Origin of the sequence: Bacillus cereus group sp. BfR-BA-01382, assembly GCF_022663475.1 — a bacterium.
GTDB classification, from domain to species: Bacteria; Bacillota; Bacilli; order Bacillales; family Bacillaceae_G; genus Bacillus_A; species Bacillus_A thuringiensis_S.
This window is the reverse complement of sequence record NZ_JAKUFQ010000006.1, coordinates 56,022-69,653: the sequence shown is the minus strand read 5'-3', so window position 1 is coordinate 69,653 and position 13,632 is coordinate 56,022. Positions and strand designations below refer to the sequence as shown.

The following is a 13,632-nucleotide window of genomic DNA, read 5'->3' as shown; positions in this document are numbered from 1 at the left end:
GCTGAAAAACAAGGTACATCACCTAGTGTAAGTTCATATTTTGTTGATGTACGCATTTAGTCTATAGTCTTGTTTCTACTTTGTTCACAAGAATTTATTAACTTTAATATTTGGGCGGAATTTATATTTATAAATGGAGGGGTTCTTAATGAATCAGTTTCAACATGAACTACAAACATTAAATCTTAATGATTATCAAACTGGTAATGTTGTGTATTGGGATCAACAACAAAGTCAATATCCATACTACTACATTCAAGACGATGCACGTCGTTGCGGAGGATGCGGAGGTTGTGGTGGACGCTGTGGCGGTTGTGGCGGCGGTAGATGTGGTGGCTGTGGTGGACGTTGCGTAGGTTGCGCTGGTTGTTTTGGTTGCTTTAATTGCTGGAACTGGTGGGTTATTTAAATATAGTACATCATTAATATTTTATATGAAAGAAAGGTGTAAATACTGTTTATACTTTTCTTTCATGCTGTAATTTTGTATTAGTGTTAAGGGGGATTTATTTGTATACATACGAAAAGTTGATTTCTTGGGTAGAAAATATAAAAGAAAAAAATCAAAGTTCTGCTGCAGCACTTTGTATTATAAAAGATAATAAAATCGTGCTAGAGCATTATAGTGGTTATCACTCAAATACATCTACAAGCAAGAAAGTAACAGCACCTTCACAATTTAACGTTGCTTCTGCTAGAAAAAGTTATTTAGGATTAATAATAGCGTATGCGCTTTATGAGGGGAAAATAAACTCTATTGATGATGAAGCGATAAAATATTTTAAAGACTTTGATCCTGTATTGCTTGGTAAAACGACGATAAGACATTTAGTAACACATTCGCACGGATTAGAAGAAACGAATGACGGGACAATTTTTCGTGAATTTGAACCGGGACAATCATGGGCGTATAGAGATATTAATGTAAGAATGATGACACGTCTTATTTATCAGCTATATAACAAAAGTTTTCCTGAATTGTTAAAAGAGCGTGTTTTTAAACCTGCTAAATTTCAAGAAACAGGATGGAGAATACAGCAAGATGAAAATTTGGTTGAAATTATTAATAATCCAAATGAAGACCCGATAAGTGGAATTGGTACAGTAAATGATGGTACTGAAAAAAATCTATTTGTCTCAGCTAGAGAATTTGCGCAGTGGGGCAATCTTCATCTAAATCAAGGCATGATACATGATAAACAAATCGTTCCAAAAGAAGTTATAAAAATTGCTACGAGTTTGCAGAGTCCAACATTTATAAACAAAGAGCTACCACAAAATGGGGTGTTTTGGTTCATCCAAAATGAGCCTGCACAATTAAGCGAACTTGGTGAACGTATTCCAAAAGGGTCGTATCAAATATTAGGGATTACTGGGCCGACTATTTTAGTAATACCTGAATATAATGTAGTTGTTGCAAAAATGTATAATAAAAGATATAACTACGGCGGTGATAATTACTTATATTATTTACGTGAATTTAGTAATTTAGTCGCTGATACATTTAGTAACCGTATTAGGGCATAATTACTCCTATAACAAAAAGGGGTGATTGAAAGTGAAAGATAAAGTGAACAAAAATAAAAAGCAAAATATAAAAGATGTAAATGTACCGCAGCCGAAAGATTTTGATGAAATCGAATATTAATTTTTCATCCGACTATATGATGAATGAAAAATACGTCTTAAGTCTCATAACATTTAAGAAATTATTTGATAACATATATACATAAGCATTTGAAAATGTCTTATCTTAACAAAGCTTTCTTTAGAAATATCTGATATAACCTGCAAAAGGCACTTCTTTATGAAGTGTCTTTTTGTGTATATGAACTTAATTACCATTTTCCGTACAGTATCTTGTAATTTATGATGGATATACTAACTGTGAAAATTCATGTCAAGATAAAAGAAGGGGACAAGTTAGTATGAAACAAAGTTCTATAAATCCGTTACTAATTGTTCTAGGTACAATCATTGTTCAAATTGGCCTTGGAACAATTTATACATGGAGTTTATTTAATCAACCCCTTGTAAGTAAGTTTGGATGGAATCTTAATTCAGTAGCGATAACTTTCTCCATAACAAGTTTTTCTTTATCATTCTCAACTTTATTTGCAGCAAAGTTGCAGAAAAAATTAGGACTTCGAAAACTTATTGCTACTGCAGGAATTGTTTTAGGACTCGGCTTAATACTTAGTTCACAAGTTTCTTCTTTACCACTATTATATTTATTAGCTGGTGTCGTTGTTGGTTATGCGGATGGAACAGCTTATATTACATCACTATCTAATTTAATTAAATGGTTTCCAAATCGGAAAGGGCTTATTTCAGGTATATCTGTATCAGCGTATGGAATGGGCAGCTTAATCTTTAGATATATAAACGGAAATCTTATCGATAACCTTGGTGTATCACAAGCATTCTTCTATTGGGGTATTATCGTGTTACTTTTAGTGTTAATCGGATCGTTCTTCTTACGTGAGGCAATTGTAAGTAATGCTGTAACTGAAACATTACACAATGACTATACTCCGCGTGAAATGATGCGAACGAAACAAGTATATCTGCTATTTTTTATGTTATTCACCTCGTGTATGGGTGGTTTGTATTTAATCAGTATGGTAAAAGATATCGGCGTACAACTCGTTGGACTTAGCGCAGCAACTGCTGCAAACGCCGTTGCTATGATTGCAATCTTTAATACAGTAGGTAGAATCATTCTTGGGACGTTATCAGATAAAATCGGCCGAATGAAAATTGTCTCTGCTACGTTTATTATTATAGGATTGTCAGTCTTTACTTTAAGTTTTATCCCGCTAAATTACGGAATCTATTTTGCTTGTGTAGCAAGTGTCGCCTTTTGCTTCGGTGGTAATATAACTATATTCCCAGCTATTGTCGGAGATTTCTTTGGATTAAAAAACCATAGTACAAATTACGGCATTGTCTACCAAGGTTTCGGATTTGGTGCGCTTGCAGGATCATTTATTGGAGCGATACTCGGGGGATTTCAACCAACTTTCATTATAATCGGTGTTTTAAGTGTTATTTCCTTCATTATTTCAATATTAATCCGTCCACCAACTGCAGAGAAGACAAAGGAACTAAAACATCTACATCGGAAAGTTGCTTAATTTTAAAAAGAGTCCTCATGTTAGGGCTCTTTTTTATTCCATTAACTTTGCTTCTTTACTAACTCATTAAAGACAGGACAATATCATTATAAAATTGAATAGATAAGTAAAAAGGAGCGTGACACTTAAAATGAAAATAGTACAGCAGTGGGTACAAGAAGATAGTGATTACATAAGAGAGAAAGTAATTGAATATAATCAAAAATATCTCGCAGATGAAGAAAAAACACCTTCAGAAAAGGTTAGTTTCATAGTAAGAAATGAAAAAGAAGAAATCGTAGGTGGGGTAACAGCAATAATTTTTTGGCACCATGTACACGTTGACTTTCTATGGGTTTCTGAAGAATATAGACACGAAGGTTATGGAACCAAGTTAATAAAACTTATTGAAGAATTTGCAATTGAAAAAGAGTGTAGGTTAATCAATTTAGATACTTTTAGCTTTCAAGCACCTGCTTTTTATAAAAAACATGGATATAAAGTAATTGGAGTAAGTGAAGATCATCCGAAAGGACATAATCATTATTATTTAGAAAAACGGCTAAAAAGTATATAGAATTTGTTAACATTAGTATTTGGAATACAAATGTAATCAAGGCGAGGTTATTATTAATTTTAGTTTTAATTTAATCAATTTTCATGCTGAAACTTCAAGAACGTTCTTTGGATAATCTTCCTAAGATACGTTCTTTCTTTATATATCAGTGGCCCATTCTTATTAACTCCACCAATAGCGGTAAAGGCAAGACTTAACTAACTTATATATATTAAAAGGAGTTAATGGTAGAATGGATAGAAGACAGAAAATTCCTTTTATTAAAAATAGAGGAGGTACATATGAAAAAAGTTAATGTTACATACGCGATTTTGTACGATAAAACTAATGAAAAGATCTTAATGGTAAAAAACAAAGGGGAAAATGGTTCTTATTATACATTACCGGGTGGCGCAGTTAAATTAGGAGAAACCTTAGAAGAAGGAGTAATTCGGGAAGTAAAAGAAGAAACAGGGTTACATATAAACGTAAAAGGGATTTGTTCTATCAGCGAAGCCTTTTTCGAGGAAAGAGATCATCATGCAATTTTCTTTAATTTTCTAGGCGAAATAATCGGCGGGAGACATATATATCAAGACCAAAAGAAATCGAAGAGATTACTTGGATGGAATTACATATAGCAGCACCGTATTTACGCATACCAGAACATTTACTAGATTTATTACAAAAGAAAGAAACAGTACCTTATTTTTTTAACGGAACAATCGTTCATCAATCTTCATAAAAATATTATCTCATGTAAGGCGGGGAAAACATGGAGTTCATCGTTAATCACAAACAATTTACTCAAGCACTTTCAGAAGTTAACAAAGCGATATCAACAAAATCTTTAATTCCTATATTATCTGGTATAAAAATAACTGCAGATCAATCTGGAATTACTTTAATTGCAAGTAACTCGAATATTTTTATTGAAAAATTCATTCCTGTTTCAATTGAAGACGAAAAAATTGCAACTATTTTAAAGGCAGGAACTATTGTTGTACCTGCAAAGTATTTCATTGAAATAATAAAGAAAATGCCAAGTGATATAGCAATAAAAAGTAAGAATGAGCAAATTATTAAGATACAATCAGAAGAAATCACATTAAGTTTAAATGGATTTCCTGCAGATGAGTTTCCGAATGTACCGCTTATAGACAATCATGCAGAAATCAAGGTAGAGACAGAGCAATTGATTGAAGTATTTAAACAAACAGTCTTTGCGGTAGCAAAAAATGAATCTAGACCTGTTCTTACTGGGGTGCATATAGAGTTATCTAATAATAAGTTTATTTGTGCTGCAACTGACTCACATAGACTAGCGATACGTGAAACGCGACTTTCCTCAGATGTAAAAGCAAATTGTATTGTACCAAGCGCAACCATTAGTGAACTTCTAAAATTAATGAACAGCAATTCGGAATTCGTATATATTTACCTTTCAGAGAGTCATATTATATTTACGCTTGGAACAACTACATTATATTCAAGACTAATTGAAGGGAAATATCCTAATATTTCTAACCTTATTCCAAATGACTTTAAAACGATTATTAACATAGATAGAAAAAAGATATTACAAGGTGTAGACCGATCAAGTTTATTAGCAAGTGAATGGGCCAATAACAATGTTAACTTAGAAATCATAAACGAATCTACAATTAAAATTTCTTCAAACGCTTCTCAAATTGGGCAAATATCCGAAACGCAACAAATAGATGCGATTCAAGGTGAAAAACAATTAAATATATCTTTCGATGGGCGTTTTATGGTTGATGCTTTAAGAGCAATAAAAGAAGAAACGATTACTTTAAGCTTTGGCGGTTCTATGAGACCGATATTGATTGAAGCAGGAGAGCAATCTGCAGCAATCCATCTTATATCTCCAGTAAGAGCTTATTAAAAACGGAGGAAGGAATCACATTATGTACAAGCACACTTTATGTTTTATAAAAAGAAATGAAGAGATACTTATGTTAAATAGAGAATATGATCCGGTAAAAGGATTATGGAATGGGGTAGGAGGAAAGATAGAAAAGGGAGAAACACCTTTAGAAAATGCGATTCGTGAAATAAAGGAAGAGACTAATATAAAAGTTACGTATGACCAAATTCAATTTAAAGGCATTATTAAATGGGAGGATTCTTCATATTCTGGCGGTATTTATGTTTATCTAGTAGAGTTACTTCATGAATTTACATATCACACTCCAAAAAAAAGTCGCAGAAGGAATTTTAGATTGGAAAGAGGTTTCTTGGATTCTTAGTGACTATAATTACGGTGTAGGAGAGATGATACCTAAATTTTTAGTTGAAGTGCTCCACAATGAATTAATATTAGAGCATAATTTTATTTTATCTAATCATAAATTAATAGATTATAGGAATAAAGAATTAGCTAAGCAGGACAACTCTATAGATAATATAATTCCATTATAAAAAGTAAGAATCGTAATCTATCATACACAGCAAAATAATTATCACCTAAATATAAAAGCCATAGATTATTCGAAGAGTAGCTAAGGAGAAAATTTATATGAGGATGAGTGTGATGAAGAAAATAATTATTTTACTCATAGGTATCGTTTTAATTACTATTGCTTTTTATCAATACAACAAAAAAGAAGGTTTAGCTAAAAATGATAAGGTGTATGTAGAAGACTTTAAAGGTAAAAATGATTCAAACAAAATACAATCTGCTATTAATAAAGCAGAATCTAGTAAAATTAAAACAGTATTGCTTGATGATAAGAAGTATAAAATTACGTCACCAATCGTAGTGAAACAGGGTGTAAAGTTATTATTTGGTTATGGAACACAATTTGTTGTTGAAGGTAATTTTAGAGTTCTAGAATTAGAAAAAAACGCTTCTATTGAAGGAGCTTATATAGCTATAGATGATCCTAAATTTAATTCTGAAGTTATATATTTAGACGGAAAAAATAAGTATTATAACACTTGGCACAAAACACAAATAAAAGATATAAATATTATCAATTGGACAGAAACGAATAAAGGTACCGGCATTTCTTTGTATTCTGGTGGGAAGGAAAATGAAATTTCATTTATTAATTTTGAAAATATAAAAGTTGTAGGCATGGAAACTGGGGTGAAATTAGTAGCAAAGAAACCACAATCTGGACATGCATGGATAAATGCCAACCGTTTTATGAACTTCTCTCTCGAAGATTGTGTAAATATGATTTTTATGGATAGTAATGTAACAACGCCAAATGAAATTAGTGGTAACCTATTTACAAACCTTCAAATACAACCTACAAATAAAACGAAAAGTATTGTAAAGGTAAGTGGACAGCATAACGAGTTCCATGGAATGGTGTGGGATTTACAGAAAATCAATCACGAAAACGAACTCATTGAACTAACTGATAAAAGTATGAATACAGTGATTGAAATGTCCAGTGTACCAGCAAATAGAATTTTAGATAGCGGGAAATCAAATATAGTGAAATAAGTTTAAATACAGAAAAAGAGCGAATTCCTTATAAGAGAGTTCGCTCTTTTTCTATTTATAATTAAATTTCTCTCCACCAAGCTGTTGAAGGATAGTTTGTAGATTTTAACGTAATAGATTCGCCAATTTGGGGCGTTGTAATTTTAACTTCTAAACGGTTAGCTTCTTTCGTAACACGCTCTATCGGATCACTCCATTCGTGTAATGCTAATGTAAAAGCACCCCAATGAATCGGAAGAAGTAATTCTCCTTGTACATCAATATGAGCTTGTACAGTTTCTTCAGGCAACATATGAATTGCAGACCACCTCGGATCATATTGTCCGCATTCCATCAATGTAAGATCGAATGGACCATATTTATCACCAATTTCCTTAAAGTGAGGGGCATAACCGCTATCGCCACTAAAGAAAATTTTAGTCTCTTGACCAAGGATAAGCCATGAACACCATAATGAACAATCTCTATCTGTCATACTTCGTCCAGAGAAATGCCTTGCAGGCGCACATACTAACTTAATATTATCAAACGTAATTTCGTCCCACCAATTATGCTCACTAATTTTACTAGGCGAAACACCCCATTTAATAAGATATTGTGCAACTCCAGTTGGAACATAAAAGTGCTTTGCGCGATCTTTTAACTGCATAATACTTTTGTAATTCAAATGATCATAGTGATTATGAGAAATGATAATCGCATCAATTTCTTGAAGGTCATCACGTTCTAAAGAAAAAACACCACTATAGCGTTTACTATTAAACAAAGGAAATGGGGAAGAGGCATCTCCAAACATAGGGTCTAATAACAGTTTTTTACCTTCTATTTTCAAAAGAGAAGCAGAATGGCCAAACCATGTAACACTCTCTAACGGTTCATTATCTTTATTTGATAAAACGATAGGCAAACCTTTTATAGGACGCAGCTTTGATTTTATTTTAAAGTAATCCGTCATTAAACTTATAATATCTTTCGGTTTAAAACTCATATCAGTATGAATTTGATTTGTATATTTCTTATTCATTCGTTCTCCTTTTTACGATTAACAATTTACGTATGTTGTTATTGTAGCTATTTGTAGTTTAAACTATATTATTTTACCTTTCATCTAAAATGCCTTGTATTTCATAAATCCGTCAAATTCATTATTTGTATCTATAAAGTACAAATCGCACAGCAGCAGCTAAGACAAATATTAAGTACATGTAAATTGTTTTTATTTAGTAAATTCCTTCTTATACGCAACAAAGAACATATGTTTCTTTGTATGTTATAGAAGAAAATATGTCTCTAATAAAAGAAAGGAAGGAGAGGATATAAGTGCACATAGAGCGAAAAAAGAAATCAAAATGTAAACTATCAAAATCTGAAATCATGCATTTGTATACTGAAGGGAAGAGCACCTCAGAAATCGCTGTGCTTGCTAATGTGTCTGCAAGGTATATTCGTATGGTTTTATCAGACAATAACGTACCAAGGCGCGCTATAGGGAGTTGGAAGAGAAAGTATGACATAACAGAAGATTACTTTAAAACGTGGTCAAACAATATGGCTTATATTTTAGGGTTTATAGCAGCAGATGGTGTTATACAGAAAGAAAATCAATGTGTCAGTATATCTCAAAAAGAAAGTTATATTTTAGAAAATATAAAAAAAGAACTAAAAACAAACCAGCCACTTTATCAAAACAAAAAAACAAGCGTATACATGCTAAATATTAATAGCAAAACAATAAAAGACGACCTTATGAACATACACGGAATTATGCCATGTAAATCATTTAACATCGAATTTCCTTTTGTACCAGAAGAATATTTGCATCATTTTGTTCGTGGGTATTTTGATGGGGATGGTTACGTCAAGTATGAAACTTATACAGTTAATTTCGTAGGTGGATCATATAACTTTATGAATTCTTTACATCAAATTCTTCAAAATCGCAATTTACGAGCCGATTTACTAAATCAAAACAAACATTATCGCGTTATTTTATCTGGAAGAAAATCAATACAACTATTTTCAAATTGGATTTATAAAGACAAAGATATTTATTTGCATAGAAAATATGAAGTGTTTCAGAGAGAAAGTCTGAGTTTAGATCAATTACAAGATCGAAAATTAAAACAAACTCAAACTGCCGTTAAACAAAGAAAACAAAATTTCCTTGAAGAATATATGAAAAATAAATGTAATGCTACAACTTGTTCAAATTTAGAAATAAGCGAATCGGCTTTCAAACGTTGGCTAAAAAATGATAATCAATTTAAAAGAGATTATGAAAAGATTAATTTAACAATGTCCACTAGCGATAACTAAATATAAAATCCTAAAAAACCTTAGAATAGGTATGAAGATAGCTATTCTAAGGTTTTTTATTTTTAAATCATAAAGGATTCTTAATTTTATTGATTGAATATAGTAAATACATAGATTTTACAATTTTCTTGATAAAAAAGGAGAGAGACACCTTGCAAAAGAAATTTATCAATCCAGAAACGATGCCACCAACTTTTGGATATTCACATGTAGTGGAAGTTAGTAACGCTAAACGAACAATTTACATATCTGGACAAGTAGCGATTAACACTGATGGTCAAATAGTTGGCATTGGTGATTTAGCTACACAAACGCGACAAGTTTTCGAAAATATTAAAAGTGCATTAGAAACTTCGGAATTAAGATTTAATGATGTAGTAAAATTAACATTTTTCCTAACAGATATTTCTCAAATGGCCATGGTTAGAGATATACGAGATCAATACGTTGATACTAAGAATCCACCAGCAAGTTCAGCTGTCGAAGTTAGAAAGTTAATTAACGATAACTTATTAATTGAAATTGAAGCAATTGCTATAGCAAACTAATTTTAAGAACTTATCTGTAATCATATCAATGCAATTCGTTTAATGCGTTCAGTTAAAACGAATTGCATTTTTTATTGTCTTAAATATAATTTATATCTGGAGACATTTTCATCAACAACTTATAAAACAAACAACTACACAATCCATCACACAGAATGATTAAAAAGAACGAGGGGAGGCTAATCACAAAAGCTGACTTATTTATAATAAGTTTATAATTTGAAGTTAGTTAACATAATATATATTATAGGTAGTTATAGAGACAAAGCGATTACAGGTATCAAAAACCAAGTAAACTATACTTAATGAGACGGAACGGAGATTTTTAGTGAGATTCATATGAAATCTTATCTAAACAAATTTCTTCGGTTTTTATCGTTTTTATTTGTTATAAATTCATCACAGCAAATCTTACTCAATAATCGCTTAAGATTTAACGAATCCAAATCATTTTTGATCGGCAAGAAATTTTTATACAGAAAAATTATTTCTATACAAAATATAAATTAGTAATTTTATTTTATGTTTTACTTAATGAACTTATTGCTATTTGCACACGTTTTACAACTTTACATTATTTGTTGTTATTTCTGTTATTTAGGCTTGCCTTTCATTACACTCATTGTTTTTTATTCTAGTTAACATAACGCTTATTTTTAACATAAAAAATCCTCCTCACCTTCAGGAAGATTTTTTGTTTGCTATTAATTTATTTATATCTTCTAGTAACAATCCCAATTGTAAATGACATTGGAAAAATCTAGATTTAACAGCTCTTCCTTACGTATAAAGAAATTAGCAACCCCAGAATCGCCCCACATAATATTTAATGAATCGTCTGTATCGATTTGCAGCAATAATATGTCATGTTGCTGGTATTTTTCTTCCCATTCTCTAGGATCTGTCTGTGTGAAAAATGGATATCCACCAATTTTATGTCCTTGATCTTTACATAAATCATCATACAGTTCGCCTAATTCTATATTATTTTCTTCATCAACAATCTCTTCCCAATCAATGTTATCACTAAAAATCATTTCAAATCGATAATCTCTTGGTGTTACTGGTTGATATGCCAACTCAAACTTTAGTTTTGCTGCTTCGGGTATGATAAAATTCTCTAAATGTAAAGTGTTTAAATAACTAAAATCAGTAATCACCTTAGTTAAATCCGCTGTGATTGTAGAATGATAAACAATTCGAAAGTCTTTTTGGCTTGTGGGATGATCAAAATCTGCTCCAAAAAGATCTTCTTCAGGACTTACGAAAAACTGTAACAATCCCTTTTGAGGCATATATTCAACATGCGGCATTTCTTCAAAGTTTAACTGCGCAAGTAGCATCATAGGTTGTCCATTTGAGTCTTTAGGATGCTCTTGATCTATAGGTAAATACGGATAACCACCAAACTTACTTTCAAAAAGCGTTGTCTCTGCTAATGTTCCAGACACTTTAACATACGGTTTCACACTTTCTTCTAAAATACTACGATACTGTTCTAGTTCTTTCGGAATTTGAAGTTGATACGTATTCTTCACTACATTTGCCTCCCTTTAGTAACGAATTGAAAATGCCTAACTTAATTATATAGTAAGCGATAGCTTAATTGAAAATCGTTAAAAATCCATTTTCACCCTCATTTTTTGCGCGCTTGTCGGACAAAGTAAATTATGCTCTAAAACCTTTTTATTGATAGTTCGAATTAATTCCGCTGCTTCTGCCGTATTTGTATTTTCTTTTAGTCTTTCTTTTAAATCTTCAATTTCTTTTGAAAGCTCAATCCACCTAGGCAAAATATGATTATTTGCTAAAGTTCTATAAAGTTGCTTTTCAGGATTGTAAGAAAGATCTTTATCGAGATTAAGAGGTTTACCTTTACCAGGTAAATTATCAAAAGCTCCTTTCTGTTCTGCTTGTTTAACGATAGAACTAATATGATCCTCATACGTATACGACCAAACTTTTTCATCTTTTACTAAAATCTCTTGTTTCTTTAATTTTTTATCGAGTTCTTCCTGATTCATAGATTTTCTCTCCTTTTTATTTTATAGTGTGGTTTTTATCTATTTCAAAGCTTTCAATCCATCAAATAACTTTTTTCACCCTCACACGCTATCATGACCGTCTTGAAACTCTTCATAAGTGGTTTTGTACCCTTTATCTTTTAAAGCTCTATACAAGTGATTATTGGCCGTTAAAAGAGGTTTGTTTTCAAGTTGTCCTGCTACCATATAAAAGTGAAGTTGAGTTGCATTAGAATTTATAGATGAAATTTGATTTTCAATGCGAGGAATATCGTTTTCAAAAGTTAGTTCTTCTAGCTGATTAACATGATCTACAGCAATACATGGCGGTATTCCATTTTCGTAAATTAAATAATTGAGTGTTTTTGCGATTGAAGATTACTTAATGCATGGATTTTTATTAAAGACAATGAAATGTTCTTGAAGATGTGAAGTTTGAGAATAATTATGAGGTAGATCAAGATGTTTTGCCTTTGCTGCAATGTGGCAGTAAGGATATTTAATTTTGATAGAATGATATAAGAGTCTTGCTACACTTTTGTAATAAGACTCTTTAAATAAGTTATTTACTAGAATAATTGTCTATTGCTTGAATAGAAAGTTCAAACGATTTTATTCTTCTTTCTAAAAGCGTTCTTTGAGGACTCCCAAGCTTTGACTTAACGTAAATCTTTTCAATTGATGGAAGCAAACCAATCAGAACATTACGAGCTTCTGCTAAATCTTCCTGAGTATAATGATGAGTTTCTTGCTTCCAAACACTTTCTAACATAGCTAAGCCGATACTAGCTGCTTTGAGTCTTTTTTTCACTAAAGTAGTATTTGATCCTTTTTGAGTCATCTGTGATAAGGCATTTTCAAGTTTACTAATTGTTGACTGTAAAGATTTTATTGATTCTACTTTATCTATATTTGATACGTTTTTCATGTTAATGTTATCCCTTCTACGTTGCTAACTTGTTTTGTTTAATGTTCAATGAAATCCTTAAAAGCTTGATTTCACTCGAAATATTTTAACATAAATAACTAACTGTATTCGAGTTGGACAATAACTTAAAGCAAAACAGCTATTCCTCTCTCCTCCCCTGTATCATTCTATTATATGTACTTCTTTCTTCTCATTAGAATTCCTATATAAACTAATTGTTAATATTGAATGTTTTATGAACAAAAAACGTACAAGTAATGTAACCTGTACGTTTTCGCTTTTATTCAGTAAGGTAATAAAGTAATAGCTTCCTGGTCTTCTCATAACTTATGAAATCTCTATACAAAATGGGATAATTCACAATTTCTGTTTCTAGAAAACGATATTGCGGAAACCACTCAAAAAACGATTTTCTTAACCACTTTATTTGTTGAAACGTAATGTTCTGTTCGTTTCGTTTCCATTTAGTACAGAATTTAAAGTAGCTGCTGTATGCATCCAATGATGATTAAAATCAGCGTTTATACAATTATCTTCGGTAAATCTACTTTCTAAGTTTCGCTGCAATTTTGCTGTAGCGCGATAAGGAAACGGTTTGTACAGCGGACTAGGCATTTTCTGCAATTCATTAAAAATAACCCTTTTTCCTAACTTCAACTTTCTCCT

At 31.5% G+C, this 13,632-nt stretch carries 12 protein-coding genes and 4 pseudogenes; 10 read left to right on the top strand and 6 right to left on the bottom strand.

Annotation, left to right across the window (positions count from 1 at the left end; all coding sequences use genetic code 11):
• The first annotated feature begins 148 nt into the window (after nucleotides 1-148).
• The 8 genes and pseudogenes from MR160_RS04355 to MR160_RS04320 all read left to right on the top strand — a co-directional run bounded on the left by MR160_RS04355 (nucleotide 149) and on the right by MR160_RS04320 (nucleotide 7,150).
• Complete coding sequence (locus MR160_RS04355) at nucleotides 149-409, top strand: heterocycloanthracin/sonorensin family bacteriocin (protein WP_001071343.1); 261 nt, start codon at nucleotides 149-151, stop codon at nucleotides 407-409.
• Between the two features lie 101 nt (nucleotides 410-510).
• Nucleotides 511-1,527, top strand: a complete 1,017-nt coding sequence (locus tag MR160_RS04350; protein ID WP_000288927.1) for a serine hydrolase domain-containing protein — start codon at nucleotides 511-513, stop codon at nucleotides 1,525-1,527.
• Nucleotides 1,528-1,928: 401 nt separating this feature from the next.
• Nucleotides 1,929-3,137 (top strand): L-lactate MFS transporter, encoded by a 1,209-nt coding sequence (locus MR160_RS04345; protein ID WP_242297089.1) that lies wholly within the window; start codon nucleotides 1,929-1,931, stop codon nucleotides 3,135-3,137.
• Nucleotides 3,138-3,267: 130 nt separating this feature from the next.
• Nucleotides 3,268-3,693 (top strand): GNAT family N-acetyltransferase, encoded by a 426-nt coding sequence (locus MR160_RS04340; RefSeq protein ID WP_000706901.1) that lies wholly within the window; start codon nucleotides 3,268-3,270, stop codon nucleotides 3,691-3,693.
• A gap of 281 nt (nucleotides 3,694-3,974) precedes the next feature.
• Nucleotides 3,975-4,417: pseudogene (locus MR160_RS04335) on the top strand (NUDIX hydrolase).
• Between the two features lie 30 nt (nucleotides 4,418-4,447).
• A complete protein-coding gene (gene dnaN, locus MR160_RS04330; protein WP_000394477.1) occupies nucleotides 4,448-5,578 on the top strand; it encodes a DNA polymerase III subunit beta in 1,131 nt (376 codons plus the stop codon).
• 22 nt (nucleotides 5,579-5,600) lie between these two features.
• A pseudogene (locus tag MR160_RS04325) lies at nucleotides 5,601-6,114 on the top strand (NUDIX hydrolase).
• Nucleotides 6,115-6,211: 97 nt separating this feature from the next.
• Nucleotides 6,212-7,150: a hypothetical protein gene (locus MR160_RS04320; protein WP_001242971.1), complete on the top strand. Its 939-nt coding sequence runs from the start codon at nucleotides 6,212-6,214 to the stop codon at nucleotides 7,148-7,150.
• 61 nt (nucleotides 7,151-7,211) lie between these two features.
• Here the strand turns inward: MR160_RS04320 and MR160_RS04315 are convergent, their stop codons facing one another.
• A complete protein-coding gene (locus MR160_RS04315; RefSeq protein WP_001037075.1) occupies nucleotides 7,212-8,174 on the bottom strand; it encodes an MBL fold metallo-hydrolase in 963 nt (320 codons plus the stop codon).
• Nucleotides 8,175-8,470: 296 nt separating this feature from the next.
• On the opposite strand from MR160_RS04315, the gene MR160_RS04310 reads away from it, so the two are divergent.
• Both MR160_RS04310 and MR160_RS04305 read left to right on the top strand, forming a co-directional pair.
• On the top strand, nucleotides 8,471-9,466 hold the full coding sequence (locus MR160_RS04310; RefSeq protein ID WP_086398310.1) for an LAGLIDADG family homing endonuclease: 996 nt from the start codon (nucleotides 8,471-8,473) through the stop codon (nucleotides 9,464-9,466).
• Between the two features lie 152 nt (nucleotides 9,467-9,618).
• Nucleotides 9,619-10,014 carry a RidA family protein gene (locus tag MR160_RS04305; RefSeq protein WP_001169706.1) on the top strand — a complete coding sequence of 132 codons (396 nt, stop codon included), beginning with the start codon at nucleotides 9,619-9,621 and terminating at the stop codon, nucleotides 10,012-10,014.
• Nucleotides 10,015-10,736: 722 nt separating this feature from the next.
• Here the strand turns inward: MR160_RS04305 and MR160_RS04300 are convergent.
• The 5 genes and pseudogenes from MR160_RS04300 to MR160_RS04280 all read right to left on the bottom strand — a co-directional run bounded on the left by MR160_RS04300 (nucleotide 10,737) and on the right by MR160_RS04280 (nucleotide 13,623).
• Complete coding sequence (locus tag MR160_RS04300) at nucleotides 10,737-11,552, bottom strand: YwqG family protein (protein WP_000799798.1); 816 nt, start codon at nucleotides 11,550-11,552, stop codon at nucleotides 10,737-10,739.
• 78 nt (nucleotides 11,553-11,630) lie between these two features.
• On the bottom strand, nucleotides 11,631-12,038 hold the full coding sequence (locus tag MR160_RS35280) for a DnaJ family domain-containing protein (RefSeq protein ID WP_001070924.1): 408 nt from the start codon (nucleotides 12,036-12,038) through the stop codon (nucleotides 11,631-11,633).
• A gap of 39 nt (nucleotides 12,039-12,077) precedes the next feature.
• Nucleotides 12,078-12,491, bottom strand: a pseudogene (locus MR160_RS35275) (hypothetical protein); the annotation flags it as partial.
• A gap of 109 nt (nucleotides 12,492-12,600) precedes the next feature.
• On the bottom strand, nucleotides 12,601-12,966 hold the full coding sequence (locus MR160_RS04285) for a hypothetical protein (protein ID WP_000800304.1): 366 nt from the start codon (nucleotides 12,964-12,966) through the stop codon (nucleotides 12,601-12,603).
• A 280-nt stretch (nucleotides 12,967-13,246) separates the two neighbouring features.
• Nucleotides 13,247-13,623, bottom strand: a pseudogene (locus MR160_RS04280) (YxiJ-like family protein).
• Nucleotides 13,624-13,632 lie beyond the last annotated feature (9 nt).